General features: G+C 32.7%; 19 protein-coding genes. 5 read left to right on the top strand and 14 right to left on the bottom strand.

The window, feature by feature from the left end; translation table 11 throughout:
- Nucleotides 1–74: 74 nt before the first annotated feature.
- The 5 genes from ACNQF9_RS11660 to ACNQF9_RS11640 all read right to left on the bottom strand — a co-directional run bounded on the left by ACNQF9_RS11660 (nt 75) and on the right by ACNQF9_RS11640 (nt 4,672).
- Nucleotides 75–725: a YdeI/OmpD-associated family protein gene (locus ACNQF9_RS11660; protein WP_417960749.1), complete on the bottom strand. Its 651-nt coding sequence runs from the start codon at nt 723–725 to the stop codon at nt 75–77.
- A 393-nt stretch (nt 726–1,118) separates the two neighbouring features.
- Complete coding sequence (locus tag ACNQF9_RS11655) at nt 1,119–1,547, bottom strand: hypothetical protein (RefSeq protein ID WP_417960747.1); 429 nt, start codon at nt 1,545–1,547, stop codon at nt 1,119–1,121.
- A 220-nt stretch (nt 1,548–1,767) separates the two neighbouring features.
- The gene (locus ACNQF9_RS11650; protein WP_417960745.1) at nt 1,768–2,850 is read right to left on the bottom strand and encodes an L-dopachrome tautomerase-related protein; all 1,083 of its coding nucleotides are present in this window, start codon (nt 2,848–2,850) and stop codon (nt 1,768–1,770) included.
- A 151-nt stretch (nt 2,851–3,001) separates the two neighbouring features.
- Nucleotides 3,002–3,622, bottom strand: coding sequence for a hypothetical protein (locus ACNQF9_RS11645; RefSeq protein WP_417960743.1), 621 nt, complete (start codon nt 3,620–3,622; stop codon nt 3,002–3,004).
- Nucleotides 3,623–3,763: 141 nt separating this feature from the next.
- The gene (locus ACNQF9_RS11640; protein WP_417960741.1) at nt 3,764–4,672 is read right to left on the bottom strand and encodes an NAD(P)/FAD-dependent oxidoreductase; all 909 of its coding nucleotides are present in this window, start codon (nt 4,670–4,672) and stop codon (nt 3,764–3,766) included.
- A 713-nt stretch (nt 4,673–5,385) separates the two neighbouring features.
- Between ACNQF9_RS11640 and prfA the strand changes: the two genes are divergently transcribed.
- Nucleotides 5,386–6,462 carry a peptide chain release factor 1 gene (prfA, locus tag ACNQF9_RS11635; protein WP_417960739.1) on the top strand — a complete coding sequence of 359 codons (1,077 nt, stop codon included), beginning with the start codon at nt 5,386–5,388 and terminating at the stop codon, nt 6,460–6,462.
- Nucleotides 6,463–6,550: 88 nt separating this feature from the next.
- On the opposite strand, the gene ACNQF9_RS11630 is transcribed toward prfA, so the two are convergent.
- From ACNQF9_RS11630 to ACNQF9_RS11605, 6 genes are all read right to left on the bottom strand, one after another.
- Nucleotides 6,551–6,895 (bottom strand): hypothetical protein, encoded by a 345-nt coding sequence (locus ACNQF9_RS11630; RefSeq protein WP_417990261.1) that lies wholly within the window; start codon nt 6,893–6,895, stop codon nt 6,551–6,553.
- Between the two features lie 116 nt (nt 6,896–7,011).
- Nucleotides 7,012–7,314, bottom strand: a complete 303-nt coding sequence (locus tag ACNQF9_RS11625) for a YtxH domain-containing protein (RefSeq protein ID WP_417960735.1) — start codon at nt 7,312–7,314, stop codon at nt 7,012–7,014.
- A gap of 25 nt (nt 7,315–7,339) precedes the next feature.
- The gene (locus ACNQF9_RS11620; protein WP_417960733.1) at nt 7,340–7,483 is read right to left on the bottom strand and encodes a lmo0937 family membrane protein; all 144 of its coding nucleotides are present in this window, start codon (nt 7,481–7,483) and stop codon (nt 7,340–7,342) included.
- A gap of 778 nt (nt 7,484–8,261) precedes the next feature.
- Nucleotides 8,262–10,046 (bottom strand): sensor histidine kinase, encoded by a 1,785-nt coding sequence (locus tag ACNQF9_RS11615; protein ID WP_417960731.1) that lies wholly within the window; start codon nt 10,044–10,046, stop codon nt 8,262–8,264.
- Between the two features lies 1 nt (nt 10,047).
- Nucleotides 10,048–10,494, bottom strand: a complete 447-nt coding sequence (locus tag ACNQF9_RS11610) for a response regulator (RefSeq protein ID WP_417960729.1) — start codon at nt 10,492–10,494, stop codon at nt 10,048–10,050.
- 11 nt (nt 10,495–10,505) lie between these two features.
- Nucleotides 10,506–11,069 (bottom strand): helix-turn-helix domain-containing protein, encoded by a 564-nt coding sequence (locus tag ACNQF9_RS11605; RefSeq protein WP_417960727.1) that lies wholly within the window; start codon nt 11,067–11,069, stop codon nt 10,506–10,508.
- Between the two features lie 514 nt (nt 11,070–11,583).
- Between ACNQF9_RS11605 and pyrF the strand changes: the two genes are divergently transcribed.
- Nucleotides 11,584–12,402 carry an orotidine-5'-phosphate decarboxylase gene (gene pyrF / locus ACNQF9_RS11600; RefSeq protein ID WP_417960725.1) on the top strand — a complete coding sequence of 273 codons (819 nt, stop codon included), beginning with the start codon at nt 11,584–11,586 and terminating at the stop codon, nt 12,400–12,402.
- A 122-nt stretch (nt 12,403–12,524) separates the two neighbouring features.
- Nucleotides 12,525–13,331, top strand: a complete 807-nt coding sequence (locus tag ACNQF9_RS11595; protein ID WP_417960723.1) for an ABC transporter substrate-binding protein — start codon at nt 12,525–12,527, stop codon at nt 13,329–13,331.
- On the opposite strand, the gene ACNQF9_RS11590 is transcribed toward ACNQF9_RS11595, so the two are convergent.
- Nucleotides 13,326–13,475, bottom strand: a complete 150-nt coding sequence (locus tag ACNQF9_RS11590) for a hypothetical protein (protein WP_417960721.1) — start codon at nt 13,473–13,475, stop codon at nt 13,326–13,328. The two genes, ACNQF9_RS11595 and ACNQF9_RS11590, sit on opposite strands and share 6 nt — an antisense overlap.
- Before the next feature lie 106 nt (nt 13,476–13,581).
- Between ACNQF9_RS11590 and ACNQF9_RS11585 the strand changes: the two genes are divergently transcribed.
- Both ACNQF9_RS11585 and ACNQF9_RS11580 read left to right on the top strand, forming a co-directional pair.
- Entirely contained in the window at nt 13,582–14,367 is a 786-nt protein-coding gene (locus tag ACNQF9_RS11585; protein ID WP_417960719.1) for an alpha/beta fold hydrolase, read from the top strand.
- 309 nt (nt 14,368–14,676) lie between these two features.
- The gene (locus ACNQF9_RS11580) at nt 14,677–15,333 is read left to right on the top strand and encodes a VOC family protein (RefSeq protein WP_417990260.1); all 657 of its coding nucleotides are present in this window, start codon (nt 14,677–14,679) and stop codon (nt 15,331–15,333) included.
- Between the two features lie 89 nt (nt 15,334–15,422).
- On the opposite strand, the gene purU is transcribed toward ACNQF9_RS11580, so the two are convergent.
- Both purU and ACNQF9_RS11570 read right to left on the bottom strand, forming a co-directional pair.
- Nucleotides 15,423–16,277 (bottom strand): formyltetrahydrofolate deformylase, encoded by an 855-nt coding sequence (purU, locus tag ACNQF9_RS11575; RefSeq protein ID WP_417960715.1) that lies wholly within the window; start codon nt 16,275–16,277, stop codon nt 15,423–15,425.
- A gap of 122 nt (nt 16,278–16,399) precedes the next feature.
- Nucleotides 16,400–17,107 (bottom strand): DUF4197 domain-containing protein, encoded by a 708-nt coding sequence (locus tag ACNQF9_RS11570; protein ID WP_417990355.1) that lies wholly within the window; start codon nt 17,105–17,107, stop codon nt 16,400–16,402.
- Nucleotides 17,108–17,232: the final 125 nt, after the last annotated feature.

Here is a 17,232-nt window from a genome sequence, read left to right as displayed (position 1 = left end):
GGATGCCGCTTCCATCAGGGCTAATGATTTCGTTTCATTTTCATAATAACGAAAGCAAAAGATACTGTAGCTTGTTATTTATTTTCTCCCGGAATGTATTTGTGTGAGCCGTCACAGCTGGGCATTTTTTTAGACAATCCACAGGTACAATCGTTGATTCCTTTTCCGCCAAGAATACGCGGAATGTAATTTTCTATTCTCGTTTCCCGAGTTTTGGATTGTTTGGCAGCCGAAAAATACAAATTGTAGGCTCGTTGTCGTCCCGGTGTTAAGGCCTTAAAAGCAGTTTTTAAGTCGGGGTTTTTGGCTAAGGTATTTTGTAATTCTGCCACCAGTTCAAGTTCGGTATTGCTTTTGAAATTTACTTTCAATCCTGCTTTTTCTATCTCAATGGCTTCATAAATATAGGCTTTGATTATAGATTGCTGTGCTATGATTTCTTCCAAATGTGTAAACTTAAAAAAACGCATTGCCTGACTGTTTTCTCCAGGTTTGCAAAGAAAACCATTGCTGTCTTGAAGTAACGTTCCTTTAAAAAAGCTAAGCGCACAGGATTCTTTAAAACTGCCTATAATTACAACATTATGAGCCTGAAAACAGTAACATGGCTTACGCCACTTGAATTCTTCGGTCAGCCCGCAATCAAGCAGTAATAGGCGTAATTGCTCTATTTCGGGCTGCCATTTTTTGGCATTGTTTATAAAATCATCAACTTTGGAATTCATTGTATTAGATTTTAAAAAATAAAGAAGATTTTGGTTTTATAAAAGTATTAAAAAACCGCGTTGTAAACGTTATGATGGTGCTAAAAATTAAAATTGGCACTCGTTGCCGGAGCACCGTTGGGATTATCTTCATATTGTTCAATCATAAATTTATTTTCGATTTTCTGTAACTTGAGTCTTCCTTTACCCTGTTTTTAGGCTAGCGCGAGCGTCCCGCTCGTGAACACAATATTGTCTCGTGTTTACAACGAAAAACGAATGAATAGATGATTCTGATTACGTTCACGAGCGAGACGCTCGCGCCAGCGGGGGGATTCCTTTTTATTAGATTTTAATAATAAAGAAGGTTTCAGTTTTATAAAACTATTAAAAAACCGCGTTGTAATTTCTATGTTATATTTTAAAAACATCCAGTCTTTGTATCCATTGAATTTCTGACTCTACAAACGTAAGTCTGGTCTTTATTATTCGGTCCGATTTATCCCTAGGGTTTTTAGTGATAAATCTCGCCTTGGAATTATTAAAATCCAAAGTGTATTTTTCATCAAAGTCATCCTGTTTTTTGGAAGAGAAACTAATCACATTGTCTTTCGCAGTCCATTTTCCTTTTCCGTATTTATATACTTCAGGTGGAATTCCGTTTTTGATTTTAGAATAGGAATGAAATACAAATGTTCCATCTTGATGTAAGGTTAATTTATAGTCAATCAAATGATTTCCTTCTTTGCTAAAAGTGCGATTGTAATCACCAGCAAATGCATTCGATTGCGCGAATATGGTAATGTTGAACATTAAAAGTAAGGTGGTAAGTAGTAATTTCATCGGTTGGTTTTTTAATGTTTTTATAACTTTCTGACTTGTTTTATCTGCCCTCGTTTATGGGCACTGAATGCAATTCTGCCTTTACTTTGTATTAGATAAAAAAAATGGATACGAAAAACCAAACCCATTTATATCATAGATTGAAACTATAAACGATTGTTTCAAATCAGTAAACTTTGTATCCATAACAAATGCTGGATTTGGTTAGAAACTTTTTTTACTATTTGGCTAATTTGATTTTGTTTAGAGTAAAATTCAAATTTGAAATATCAGCTGTAACCTCATTTATTCTTGAGTTTGTAAAATACAAGTAGTTGTTATATATACTAAATGTATCTGCCCATTTTATTTTATCGCCTTCTACCAAAGTGTGAATACTGCCATCTGGTTTTCGATACTGGATTTTATTGTTTTCTAAATCGGCAAAATATAAATTACCATTCTGGTCAAATAGCATGCCGTCCGGTGCGGCAGTTTTTGCCTCAAATCGAACGCTTTCTTCCATGCTTTTTTCATCTTCAGGGTTAAGCATATTTGTTGCAATTGAATAGAGGCTGTATCCTGTAAGGGCATGAAAATAAAGTCGGTCGTTTACAGTGTCTAAGGCTATTCCATCAGAATGAATGGTGTTTTTCCATTTTTTGTCTCCAAAGGTTAAAAAGTTTTGTTCGGCAGCTGTTGATTTGTGGTTGTCTAAAACTCTTCTGGAACGACCTAATTTAAGGTCTATGATGACAATACCAGAGTTTCCTGAGTCAGTAAGATAGATTTTTTGAGTTTTTTTATCTATCCTAAGATCGTTGATATAAGAATTAGGGTGGTAGCTGTTTTTATCTAAAATATAGGTTTTAACTAATTTATCAGTTGTTAGATCAAAAACAAAAAGACGAGGCGCATCCAGTACATTTTCGAATAACTGGCTTCTGGTGTCTAAAACATACAATTGGTTTTCAAAGGCAACTACTGATTGCACTCCAACAAATTTGTTGGCCACAACTGGCTGTCCAATCTCCCAAGAATTCCAATTTTCATCCGGATAACTTTTTTGAATGGTAGTATTTGTTATTTCCACCACGGAATTATCAACTCCTTTTCTCCATCTCGGAAAGTTTACAAAAACACGCCCGGCATCAGTAAGTGTGACTCCGGTAACTTGTTGCCCCTTGAACGCAGCAACTTCTATCACTTGATTTTCTGTGCTGTCAACTTGTTGATTTTTAACTTCGGCTGCTTTTTTGCTAGTTGTTTCTTTACAAGAAACAAAGAATGTAACTATTGAAAATATAATAAGGATCTTTTTCATTTTAGATGGTTTTATTTGTGGACGACTGAATTAAGGGATCGCGAGGAACGAAGCAATGCCACAAAGTTAGACTATTATTTTAGTTGTTTCTCGTGATGAGTATAGTTTGCAAAAACTGCGTTAACGATTGTGGAATATCCGAGCGATCGGGTTAATCATATTTCGGGGAGAACAGGATCTCTTCTTTAATGTTTGTTTTATTCGAAATTCTAATCTCTTTTAAACAAGCACCTTTTTCATCTTTGGTTTCACAGGATATTAAAACTTCGTCAATAAGTGTATCCTTTTTGTCCTTGGAAACAATTTTAGAAAGTTCTTTGTTCGTATAATAAAAATACTGGGTGCTGAAAGTTGTAAAATTATCGACTATTTTATCAATAGTTCCATCGGTATTATAATGATAAATGGCTTCGTTTTCTTTGTATTGTTTTTTAGTGTAACAGCTGATACGTTCACGGTTATTTGGTTTCCAACGTGTTTTACAGTAATAAGGTTCTCTATCTGGATACAATTCCACTTCAAACCATAATTTCTTTTTGGTTTCTTGCAATAGATTGCCTAGTGAATCGACAGTTTTGGAGTATTTGATGCGGCCATTGCTAGTAAAGATCATTTGCTTTTTGTGCAAAAGCTTTTTCTGATTATTTTCTACTACATATATTTCTTCGGCAGCTGATTTTATTCCTTCAGGCAGCTGTCGTTTCTGAATGTACTTTTTTGTTGTACATGATTGTACCGCTAAGAGTAAGATAATAAAAAATAAAACTTTCATAATCGTAAAGTTTAGTAGGCACTAAGTTACGAATTTTAAAAGATTTAAATATATAGTTTTCACGTTGCTAACGCTACGACAGTGCTCTAAATTAAAATTGACACTCGTTGCAAACGAGCGCCAGCGGTTTTTTTTGACTGTTTAAAATTCTTCTTCAATTAATTCTCTGTTTGCCATTGCGCCCGCTACTCCGCCCATTGCAATTGCGTATGATACTGAACGCATTAAACTTGTTATATCACCACATGCAAATATTCCTAGTTTACTTGTTTTTTGAAACGAGTCAATTTTTATGTAATTCTGTTCTGTCAGTTCGCAACCTAATTGTTTTGGTATTTCACAATGCTGTTCAAATTTCGGTCTAGTATATAATGCATTTATTCTTTCTGAAGTTTTATCGTGAAAAACGACATTTTGAATTTGTCCTGAGTTGTGTTCAAAGTGGTTTATTTCTGTTTCAATTATTTTTATGTGGTGCGTTTCTAATTTTATAGTTTGCTCTTTTGTCAATGTTGATTTTCCATTTGTAAAGATTGTTAAATCCTTTGTCCAGTTATTAATTAACTTGCCAATTTCAAATGCCATATCACCGTTTGCTAAGATTCCTGTTTTGTCGTTCTTATATTCGAAACCGTGACAATATGGGCAATGAATAACCGAAATTCCCCAACATTCAGCAAATCCTTTTATATTTGGGATAATATCTTTTACTCCTGTCGCAAAAATTAATTTCTTTGCGGTGAATTTTTTATTAGTTTGAGTTGTTATTTCAAAACCGTTTGTAGCTTTTATTCCGCTTACTGCGATTCCATTGTAAAATTTTACGGTTTTGTATTTTTCAACTTGCTGTTTAGCAAGCGTTGAAATTTCTTTTGGCGTTTTTCCATCTTGCGTTAAGAAGTTGTGTGAATGTGGCGTTTGAAGATTGCAAGGTTTTCCACTATCTATAATTAATACCTTTCTTAATGCTCTTCCTAATGCCATTCCTGCTGAAAGTCCTGCATAACTTCCGCCAACAATTATTACGTCAAATATATTACTATGTTTCATTTTACTAAATTTTGTAAATGCAATTATTGAAATGCTAATGCTGTGAAAGGCGCTGAGCCTTGCTTAGATAATAGTCTACTAGTCAATATATTTTATATAATTATATATCTTCAAAGTAGCTGTAGTCGTTAAATTTATGTTCAACTTTGCCAGATTGCATTTTTCATCAAGATATTTTCAAGAGATAATAACTAATGTTTTTCAGGAAATGTTGCGTATTTGCTTCGTTATCAGATAACATTCCTTTTTTTTCAAGAGCGTTATTTGTCCCTCTATAGTTTTAGGTGTTTTGTTCGCTATATTGGTATAAAAAAAAAGACCAGAAGGCTGTTCTTACGGGAAGCGCTACTGGTACGATTAGAACAAATATATATACATTTGTATTATTGTGCAAATTTTTTTAACATTTATTAGGGCTTATCAACAACATCAAGGGTTTGTAATTTAACAAATGTTTGAATTATAAATAAATATAATGAAATTTTACTGAAAACCGTAAACGCTATCTTTTTAACAAAAATCCCCTAGCCCTGATAGCAGCGGAATCCTTTTTCTGGTCTCGTTTTTTTTACGAGACCAGAAAAAGATATAGCGAATAGCAGGAAACAGCTCCTGAAAAAAAAATGTGAAATTTGAAAGTCAAAATGTGTAATATTTAACTAAATGTGTGTAATATTTCACTAATTTTGCACTCCAAATAAAGGACTAAGAAAATGTTAGACAGACTTCAAATAGTAAAACAACGTTTCGATGAGATATCGGATTTGATCATTCAGCCGGATGTGATCTCGGATCAGAAGCGTTATGTGCAATTGAATCAAGAGTATAAAACGTTGAAAGCTTTGGCTGAAAAGCGCGATGAATACGTGCTTCTCATGGCAAATATGGATGAAGCAAACGAAATAATTGCGGATAACAGTGATGCAGACATGACCGAAATGGCCAAAATGCAACTGGATGAAGCAAAAGAAAGATTACCGGAACTGGAGGATGAAATCAAATTTATGTTGATTCCTAAAGATCCCGAAGATGCCAAAAATGTTATGGTGGAGATTCGTGCCGGAACAGGTGGGGATGAAGCGAGTATTTTTGCAGGGGATTTATTTCGTATGTACACAAAATATTGTGAGAACAGAGGTTGGAGAACTTCGGTTGTGGATATGAATGAAGGTACTTCTGGCGGATTTAAAGAGGTGATTTTTGAAGTGACCGGTGAAGATGTTTACGGAACCTTGAAGTTTGAAGCTGGTGTTCACCGTGTGCAACGGGTACCACAAACAGAAACGCAAGGTCGTGTACACACTTCGGCAGCAACTGTTATGGTATTGCCGGAAGCAGAAGAGTTTGATGTGCAGATTGATATGAATGATGTACGTGTGGATTTTTTCTGTTCGTCAGGACCAGGGGGACAATCCGTAAATACAACCAAATCAGCGGTACGTTTGACGCATATTCCAACCGGATTAGTGGCGCAATGTCAGGATCAAAAATCACAACATAAAAATAAAGACAAGGCATTTGGCGTTTTGCGGTCCCGTTTATACGAACAGGAATTAGCCAAAAAACAAGCTGAGGATGCCACCAAACGTACCTCTCAGGTAAGTTCTGGTGACCGTTCTGCTAAAATCCGTACGTATAATTATGCACAAGGTCGTGTAACGGATCACCGTGTTGGATTGACATTATACGATTTAGGAAACATCATGAATGGTGACATTCAGAAAATTGTTGACGAATTAGCATTAGTCAACAACATGGAAAAATTGAAAGAAGCAAGCGAAGTTTTTTAAAAAATAGAGGCAAGAATAAAAGTAAAAAGACCATGCTAACTAATGAGCATGGTCTTTTTTTATGAATCAAAAACAAACCGATTCTCTTTTATGGATTGGTAAGGTTTGCTGTCTCTAGTTTCGTTTTGCGTTGAAGAATTGAATTTCTCAAAGCTTCATATTTAGCAGTGGCAGGATTAATTTCGGAGTCAAAAACGGTAGTGTCCTCTAATCTGTCAATTTTTGTATTTAGTTGATCCGATTTTTTTTCAAAATATTTTTCAATAGTATTCCATTTGGTAAGCGCATCTATGGAGCTTATATTCGCTACAGAATCAATGAAACGGATATAATTATTTGTGGCTATTTCAGCTTTTTTTTCATTTTCACTTTTACATGAAGTAACAGTTATTGCTATTGAAAGAATACCTAATAGCGGCATTAATTTTTTCATTTTTATTAGATTATAATTGGAATCCGTTAGCCAGTTTTAAGGGCATCTTCTTGAATTATTAATTGCAATTGGCCTTTTAAACACACACACACACACACACAGGTTATTGTATGGTTTTATCTCGAAATTGTTGATTTATTCATGTTTTTTAAATTATCCAAGTTTGTTTTTTCATCATTTAAAAGCTCTTTTGAATTTCCTACTAATTGGCGATAGTTATTTTTGAGTTGAGTCCTATTTTGAGAAATTTTATCCGACAATCTACCAGCACAATCTTTAAGTATATCTTTAAAACCGATGCCTTTATTTGCTATTATTTTTCTTGTTTCACTTCCTTTTGCTGGAGCGAATAATACCCCTAAAACGGTTCCTACTAATATACCACTCAGTATTCCTACTGCTAAATTGTTGTTTTTCATAATCATGGTTTCAAAAATTAAAGTTTTATCCTTTTATCACTTTTAGTAAAATTGCTATTACGGCTAGTATTAATAAAATATGAATGATGTTACTCACACTATAAATGAAAAATCCTAGGGCCCAAAGTAGCACTAACACTACTGCGAATATGTATAATAAATTTTGCATAATTTGGTTGTATTTTTTAGTAGCCTCGATTCTTAAAATACTATTTTAATATTTCAACAATATGTAGCGAGCTATAAGAAATATTCTTTCTTTATCTATATTTTCAAATCAATAATTTTATCAGACGTTTATTTGAAAGCGATTAAATTTTAATGCTGTTCCGGCGATTAAGCTTTACTAAAATACCGCTACACTATCTTTTTTGATATAATCTACCAAAACGAATAATTCATACTAAGTCTTTTCTGTTATTTTGAATCCAAAAGAAATCTTCCATTTTCCATAAAGAGAACCTTTGAATACAGATATACTAGAATGACGATTAATCTAAATTTTTACCGTTGCATGATTTTTTAGATAAATTGCTACAAAATAGCACTAAAAAGACTGTTATTGCTAGTATTGCGTTTTTCGTTCGGACGCTTTCACAATTTAGTTTTGATTTCACAAAGGTGCAAAGTCACTCTTCATGGTTTGTTACATTAATCCCTAAAATTGTTACAGAATTTAACGATGCATTTTTTCATGCTAAATTAAATTGAATGTTTTGAAAGTTATAACAGCATTGTGAAGAATACCAATTTTTTATAAAACAACAGCACTTAAATTTTATAAGTAGTGCTCTGTGAGAAATATCGTTGCAGATTCAAAAGACTTTGATTCTAACCAATCAGTATTTTTAGTGCTTGCAGTTAAATTGTTTAAAGATACAGAGACTATAAAAACATATGATTAAAAAGAACAACAGTAAACTCTTTTAAACTTTTTGAAAGTTTCCTTAAGCAACAGGAAGATAAATGATAAATGTAGCACCTTCATTCAGCACTCCAGTTGCAACTATAAATCCCTTATGATTTTCCACTATTTTTTTACAAATGGCAAGGCCAATTCCTGTTCCTTCATACTCGTTTTTGTTGTGAAGTCTATTAAAAAGTATGAAAATTTTCTTTGCGTAAACTTGTTCAAAACCAATCCCGTTATCTTTAACAGTAATTTTAAAGTAGTGTTTGTCATTATGGGGTAATAATTCCTCCTCATTGGCAGAGATTATAGAACAATTAATTGTGATAATTGGATTACGGTTCTCTTTACTGTATTTTAAAGAATTACCAATTAAATTAATGAACAGCTGCTGGATTTGGAACGGAATTACTTTTAAAGTTGGCAATTCATTACATTCTATAATTGCCTTTTTTTCTTCAATAATTTGCGCTAATTCTTGTTTTGCATTTTCAAATAAGTAATTTAGATTAGAGTCTTCAAAAATTTTTTCTGTTTTATTTGCCCTTGAGAATTGTAATAAATCGTGAATAAGAATTCGCATTCTGTTAGCAGATGATTGAATGCTTGCTATATATTGTTGTCCGGATTGAGATAAATTAGGATAATCTTTGCTGATTAATCGGGAAAGAAAAGTTTCAATTTTGCGCAATGGTTCTTGCAAATCGTGACTTGCTATGTAATTAAATGCAGTTAATTCCTTATTGTTATTTTCTAATTCTCTGTTTCTTTCCTCAATAAGATTTTTAGCATAGACTTCCTCCGTCACATCACTAGTGGTTCCAATAAAGGTTCTGTTTCCGGAGGAAATATTTACAATTCGTCCCAATCCTCTAAAATACCGGATCTCACCATTTTTTCGTATCACTCTGTAGGTAAAAGGCGGAAGGTCATTATCAATAAAAATTCTGTTTGTATTCTGGATCACAAATTCTAAATCATCAGGATGAATAAAATTTAAAAACTGCTCTAAATTAGCTTCAAAAGATTGTGGCTCACAACCCAGAAGTCTGTATTCATTATCGGAGAAGCTATAGGTGTTGTTTTCTAAATTTAATTGCCAACTACCAAAACCACCTACTATTTCTGCAAGATTATTGGCTTCATTGGCAAGAGAAAGTGTGTTGATAGTTTTTCTAAGAAGCACTAAATCCTTACTCATTTTAATAAAAGCAATGGTTATTAAAATTAAGGTAACTAATAGAGTTAAATAAATCAGTAGAGGAGTATAATTCATAGTTGATTCATAATCCTTTTGCCTATTATTCAAAAGATTTTTTTGGGTGATAATCATATCTTCTATTTTTAGCCGAATAGAATCCATGGTTTCTTTACCAACGATCAAATTATTCTTAAATAATTTTTCATCAGAAATCCCAAGTTCGGTTAGATATAATGTTTTTGAAAGATAGTTTTGTTTTTTATTAATAAAATACAATAGCTTTTTTAAATTACTTTGTTGTGTTCTACTATTTGCCGTAAGAATTGAAATTTTTTTATAGGAAGTTCTGACTAACGTTTTTGAATTATCATAAGGAGTTAGGAAACTCTTATCTTTTGTTAAAATATACCCTCTTTGTCCGGTTTCAGCATCTTTTATGTAAGACATCAGCCGTTCAAGTTCTGCATTGACTTCATGACTATTACTGACCCAGGTAGACGATTTCTTTAAAACCGTAATGTGTTTAAAAGTAATACCACCAATAAAAAATATAATAGCTACAGAAATTATAAAAATTATTTTCAGAAAAAGCGGTGATTTATGAAGTTGAATAAATTTCATTTTACATTCTCATTAAAAAATTATCTTTGTTTAATCCAGAGGTGTGGTATTGCCAATTTATGGTAACAATATCGGAAAGGATTTTCTTTAAAGTATCAAAATCATTTGGTTTTTTAATGTAAATATTCGCGCCATTAATGAAGGTCTCTTCAATGTGTTCTTCAGACGATGAGGTTGAATATATGGCTATTGCAATATCATTTAGTTTCTCATTTTTTTTGATTTCCAATAAACATTCAACACCATTCTTTTTTGGCATATTTAAGTCTAGGAAAAGTACATTTGGTAAAATGGATTCAGAATTATTCAAATAATTCATCAACTCTACACCATCATTAAAAGTATTGACTTTAGTGTTTATTTTGAGTTCGCCAAAAGCATCTGTAAAAAATAACCTGTCGTCTTCGTCATCATCTGCTAGGCAGATGTTTATATAATCGTTAGTCATAATGTTAGTGTTTAGCTGTTAGTTTTAGTTGCTAATTCTCGTCGTTTAATAATAATCCTCTGAAAAGCAGAGGGAGTCATTCCTGTAGTATGTTTAAATTGGGTACTTAAATGGGCAACACTGGAATAATTTAATTGGATGGAAATTTCAGTTAAATTAAGAGGAGTATTTATCATTAATTGTTTTGCTAATTCTATTTTTTGAATAATAATAAAATGTTCAATAGAAGTGTAGGTAACTTCTGAGAAAATATTAGACAAATAAGCATAACTCAAGTTCAACTTGTCGGCTATATATACTGAACTTTTTATATTTAATGGTTTTTCATTGTTGACCATTTCAATTATTGAGTCTTTTATTTTCTGAACTAATACACTTTTTTGATTTTCAACTATTTCTATACCATATTCTTTGAAAACACAGGTGATTTCATCAATCTTTCCCGAAGGTACTTTTTCTGAAAAATTTAATTCGCTAAACCCTATCATATTAAATTTATATCCCAATTCAGATAGTTTTTCCTGAATGATTTTCTTTGTCATTTGAGCATAATCAAACTTTAAATATACTTTCATATAAACTTTTGTTTAATAGTAAAGATATAAAAAGGTTGCTTTTAAATTCAGTTTTGAAAACCATATATTCTAATTTTTGGAATTGAACTAGGTATTTGTGCCTTATTTTTAATTAATCATAAATCACTATTACTTGATTTTAAAGGTATTATTAAGATTTAAAAATCTTGTAGTTTTTGTTTTCTCCAATCAAAATTTTTAATTTAATTATTCAACAATCGTTAAATTTGTATTTTTTTTAACATTTAAAGCCTGATTTTGTTTCTTTTTTTAGGAATAGGAACACAAATAGTAACAATTGGTATTGCATGGCGGGTGTATTTAACCCTCGATTTTTAGGAATGTGTTTGCTTAATTTGTTTCTTTTTTTAGAGAAAAAAATAGGCGTACATGATTTTTTTATAAGTAGAAGCAATAATTGATTTTTAAATAATCGAGTAAGTTTGAATTTTATCCCTGCATTATAATTAATATTGATTGTATGTTTGTAATTTTGCCACACAACTATATAAAAATGACAACACAAGAACTTATTGAACAAATTCAACAAAAAAAATCATTCCTATGTATAGGACTAGATGTTGATTTAAATAAAATTCCACAGCATTTACTAGTGTTGGAAGATCCAATTTTTGAATTTAATAAAGCTGTAATCGATGCGACCAATGATTTAGCGGTGGCTTACAAACCCAATATTGCTTTCTATGAAGCTCACGGAATAAAAGGATGGTTGTCCCTTCAAAAAACTATTCATTACCTCAATGAAAAGTATCCTGAAATTTTTACTATTGCTGATGCTAAACGTGGAGATATTGGGAATACGTCTTCCATGTATGCCAAAGCTTTTTTTGAAGATTTGGATTTTGACAGTGTTACTGTTGCACCATACATGGGAAAAGATTCTGTGGAGCCCTTTCTAGCGTTCGAAAATAAACATACGATTATGCTGGCTTTGACTTCCAATGAAGGTGCGTTTGATTTCCAGACTTTAAACGTAAACGGAAAAGAATTGTACAAACAAGTGTTAGAAACTTCTAAAACTTGGAAAAATAGTGAAAATCTCATGTATGTTGTTGGGGCTACTAAAGCCGAATATTTCATTGAAATTCGTAAAATTGTCCCTGACAGTTTCTTACTAGTTCCGGGTGTTGGTGCGCAAGGCGGAAGTTTGTTCGAAGTTTGTAAATATGGCATGAATGCCAATGTTGGATTGCTTATTAATTCTTCCAGAGCGATTATTTATGCTTCAAATGGAGCCGATTTTGCTGAAAAAGCGAGAGAAGAAGCATTGAATATGCAACAAGAAATGGAAGTAATTTTAAACGATATTTAACCGAATTAATTTTACATTGCCTGTGGGGAAGCATTAGTGGGCTTCTTTTATATGGTTTGAATTTTATTTACGTGCCGTTACTAATATAATAGAGCCTTGCTGTTTAAGGTTTAAACAAAATTATGAAATCATTTGTTGACCAACTTGGAACTCCGCATTTTTTCGAAACTTCACCTAAACGTATAATCTCGCTCGTTCCTTCACAGACAGAATTACTGTATGATTTAGGTTTGGAGGATCGAATTGTTGGGATTACTAAATTCTGTGTGCATCCGTATCATTTAAAATCGACTAAGAAAATCGTTGGTGGAACCAAAAAGGTTCATTTCGAGAAAATTAGATTGTTACAACCGGACATTATCATTTGCAATAAAGAGGAAAATACGGAAGAAATTGTTGCTGAGCTGAGTAAAATTTGTCCGGTTTGGGTGACGAATATTGTCACCATTGAAGATAATTTTAAAATGATTACCGATTTTGGTCAGCTATTCAATTGTAGAACTGAAGCCCAGAAATGGAACGACAAATTGGCTTTTGCCTTGAGCGATTTTAAAAAATTTATCAAAGACATACCGGTTAAAAAAGCAGCGTATTTCATTTGGAAAAACCCTTTTATGGTCGCGGGGTCTGATAACTTTATCAATGAATTACTGAAACTAAACCACTTTCAGAATATCTACGAAAATAATCCTCAAACTATGGGACGTTATCCTGAAATAGAACTAAAAAAAATACGCTTAGAAGGCGATCCGGATTTGGTTTTTCTTTCTTCGGAGCCTTATCCTTTCAAAGAGGAAGATGCATTCGAAATAGGAAGACATACACATCACGCAAAAACGGTGTTTGTTGACGGGGAAATGTTTTCTTGGTATGGAAGCAGGCTATTGAAAGCGTTTGATTATTTTAAAAAAATGCATCAAAAACTATAATTCACATTCCTCTAAAATCAATTCTTCTGTTGGTAAGTAAGAATTGATAGCCTTCTTTTCGATTTTAAAATTTTGCTCAGAGAGTTTTTGGTATTCTCTTTTAAGCTTTTCTATTTCACTTTTCTCTTTCAATAATCCTTTCATGGGTGTAATTTTTTTGCAAATTTACGTTTTACAAGTATAAAACAAGCAATATTATTTGTTAAGATTGGGATTTAAAATTAAAGTTCTATTTTTACCAAAAAAATACGTGATTAATTACACCATTTACGAAAATAAAAACAGTGATCAATGGGTGACTTTTGTTCATGGTGCTGGGGGTAGTTCTTCAATTTGGTTTAAGCAAATACGTGATTTTAAGAAACAGCACAATGTTCTATTATTGGATTTACGCGGTCACGGGGAATCAAAACCTACATTGAAAACGGCTTTCAAACAAAAATATACCTTTTCGGCTTTAGCCAATGATATTCTAGAGGTCTTAGATTTTCTAAAAATTAAAAAATCACATTTTGTAGGGATTTCTTTGGGTACCATACTCATCAGACAATTAGCAGAAATGTATCCGGAACGCGTGCAAAGCATGATTCTGGGGGGCGCAATCCTAAAAATGAATTTCCGTTCTCAGGTATTGATGCGATTGGGAAACATGTTTAAATATGTACTCCCTTATTTGGTTTTATATAAATTTTTTGCGTTTGTCATTATGCCTAAAAAAAGTCACAAGCAATCTCGTGTCCTTTTTATTAATGAGGCTAAGAAGTTATACCAGAAAGAATTTATTAAATGGTTTAAACTCACTGCCGAAATTAATCCGGTTCTCAAATGGTTTCGTCAGGTCGAATTAAATATTCCTACGCTTTATGTAATGGGTGAAGAAGATTATATGTTTTTACCATCGGTTCAGAAAGTAGTAGAGAATCACTATAAATCATCTAAACTCTTCGTAATAGAAAAATGTGGGCATGTAGTAAATGTGGAGCAACCTAATGCTTTCAATGATGCAGTTCTTTCTTTTATAAATACAGCTAAATAAAAAATGCCTGCATTATAAAATGCAGGCAATTCTTTAACTAACCAAAACCAAAATAATAAATAACCAGTTTATTACTCTGCAAAGATCACCCATAAGGGAATGTTTTGCTGTTAAGATTTTGTTATTACTTTGTTGTACATAAGTTAAGTTTTATAACTTTATTTCTAGAGCATTTCTTTAAGGATTTTGACGCCATCTGAGGCTATAGAATTTCTGCGGGTTTAAAGAACCATTAGAAATTTATAGTGATTTAGCTGTTGGCTGTTTAGGTGTATTTGTTAAAAAGATAAATTACTTTATTTGAACACGATGAATATTCTCGAACTGGAATTATTGACAGATAGTATAACTGAAACGGAGTTATTTTATAACAACGCCATCGGGTTGAAAACTATTTCTAAAACCAATTCGAGTGTTTCATTTGCCGCTGGTTCCACAAAACTAACTTTCCGGTCTTCTGAGAATTTAAAACCGGTATATCATTTTGCTTTCGATATACCTAATAATAAGTTACTGGAAGCTTTTGCCTGGACGGAAAAGAAAACAGAAATTCTAGAGGTCATTCCACCGGAAAAAATTGCCGATTTCTACAATTGGAATGCCAAGTCTTTTTATTTTTATGACAATAATGGAAATGTTTTAGAATTTATTGCTCGTTTTAGTTTGGACAATGGATCAGAAGAAGCCTTTAGCGGATTATCAGTTCTATCCGTAAGCGAAATAGGTTTTGTTTCTCAAAATATTGCAGAACTCTGCGACGAAATTTGTGAAAAATATGATCTTTCATTATTTTCAAAACAGCCCAAATTAGATAAATTCATCGTTTTAGGAACTGATACGGGACTTTTTATTCTGGTGGAAGAAAACCGGGATTGGTATCCAACGCATCAAAAAGCAAAATCATTCTGGACAAAAGTAGTATTTGACAATAATGGGAAAACGAAGGAGATTGAGGTTTCAGCTTAAAAAAATACTCACTTTTGGTGCGCTTTTTTTATAGTAGTCCTTATCGAGATTATGGCTCCCTTTTCTTTATAGATAATGGGGAGTGAATTCTATAAAAACACTACTGTTTTATTATTATACACCATAGTTTTTCGTTCCGAATGCAATTTTATCGCTCTAGCCAAAACCATGCGTTCCAGATCACGTCCTTTCATAATAAAATCTTCAATAGAATGGCTGTGTGAAACTCGGGCGATATCCTGCTCGATAATCGGACCTTCATCTAATCCTTCGGTTACATAATGACTGGTGGCACCAATGATTTTTACGCCGCGTTTAAAAGCAGAATGATACGGTTTTGCTCCCGGAAATGCAGGGAGAAAAGAATGATGAATATTGATAATTTGATTCTTGTATTGCGCAATCAAATTGGGTGTGATAATTTGCATGTAGCGTGCCAATACAATGAAGTCTATATTGTATTCTTTTAATAAATCTAACTGTTTTTGTTCGCCTTCGACTTTTATATCTTTCGTGAAAGGAACATAATGAAACGGAATAGAAAAACGTTCCGCCACTGCTTTAAGATTCTCATGGTTGCTAATGATCAAAGGAATTTCAAGAGGTAATTCGCCAGCGCTGTAGCGTCCTAAAATATCATACAAACAATGGTCGTATTTAGAAACAAATAAAGCCATTTTTGGTTTTTCGTTTTGGGTATACATTTCCCACGACATATTGAAAGGAGCAGCTAACTTAGCTTGAAAATCAGTTTTAATAGCTTCAATGTTCCAATTATTGGTACTGAATTCACATTCTAAACGCATGAAAAATACATTTTCATCGGCATCTACATGTTGGTCGAGATAAATTATATTACCATCAATAGAGGCAATATAATTCGTAACGGAAGCAATAATTGCTTTTTGATCTTTGCAATGGATTAGGATTGTAATTTTTTGCATTTGCGTTTTGGTTTCAGCTTTGTTTTTTAGTGTGATCAGTGTTTACAGAATTAGCATATTTATTTTTATAAAAAAGCTGGATTGGGCTGTTTTGTGGTTAAAAAAAACAACCCAATTTCAATCTATTTGTTGTCCTGCATTGCAAAAACCTTTTGTAATAATACAGATGTTCTGGCACTAAAATTGGTTCTGATGTTTTTTTCTTCAACCGCAACCATCTTAAAAACACCATTTAACGCTTGATTGGTCACATAATCCGTCAAATCGGGATTCACTTTATTCACTAAAGGAATGCTGTTGTATTTTGTAATAATGTTCGTCCAAACTTTATCGGCACCCACTTTAGTAAATGAATTTTTAATCACAGGGTTGAATTTCCCGTACAAAGCGGTCGAAGTGCTGTTCTGCAAATAATTAGTAGCCGAACTTTCATTTCCCATCAAAATCGATTTGGCATCCATGAAAGTCATATTTCTAACGGCGTCTACAAATATTGGAGTCGCTTCCTTCACCGCATCTTCAGCAGCACGGTTTAATACTTTTAAACCTTCATCAGCCAATGAACTAAGTCCTATTCTTCTTAAACCAGCGTCTACTTTTCTCAATTCTTCTGGCAGTAAAATTTTCACAGCTTCATTTCTGAAAAAACCATCGGTGGCTGTCAATTTGGTTACTTGTTTTGAAATTCCATTATTCAATGCTTCCTTCAATCCGCCAGCAATATCAACACCGCCAATTCCTTGCGTTTGTGGAAATTGATTCAAAACTTGTTGCATTTCGGCACAACTAGAAAGCGAAATTGCTACCGCAAAAATTAAAATTTTCTTCATCATAATTATTTTATTAGTTTAGTTCGTGTGTTTGCCCTTTGGCTTTTGTAAAAATACTACTTATTCAAAAACAAAGCCAACTATTCTTTAGGAGCACAAACTTTAGTTTGTTAATCACGTTTTGT

Source organism: Flavobacterium amylolyticum (genome assembly GCF_048284335.1).
In the GTDB taxonomy this organism is placed as follows: domain Bacteria; phylum Bacteroidota; class Bacteroidia; order Flavobacteriales; family Flavobacteriaceae; genus Flavobacterium.
The sequence above is the reverse complement of the archived record's forward strand: the minus strand, read 5'-3'. Positions and strand labels throughout refer to the sequence as shown.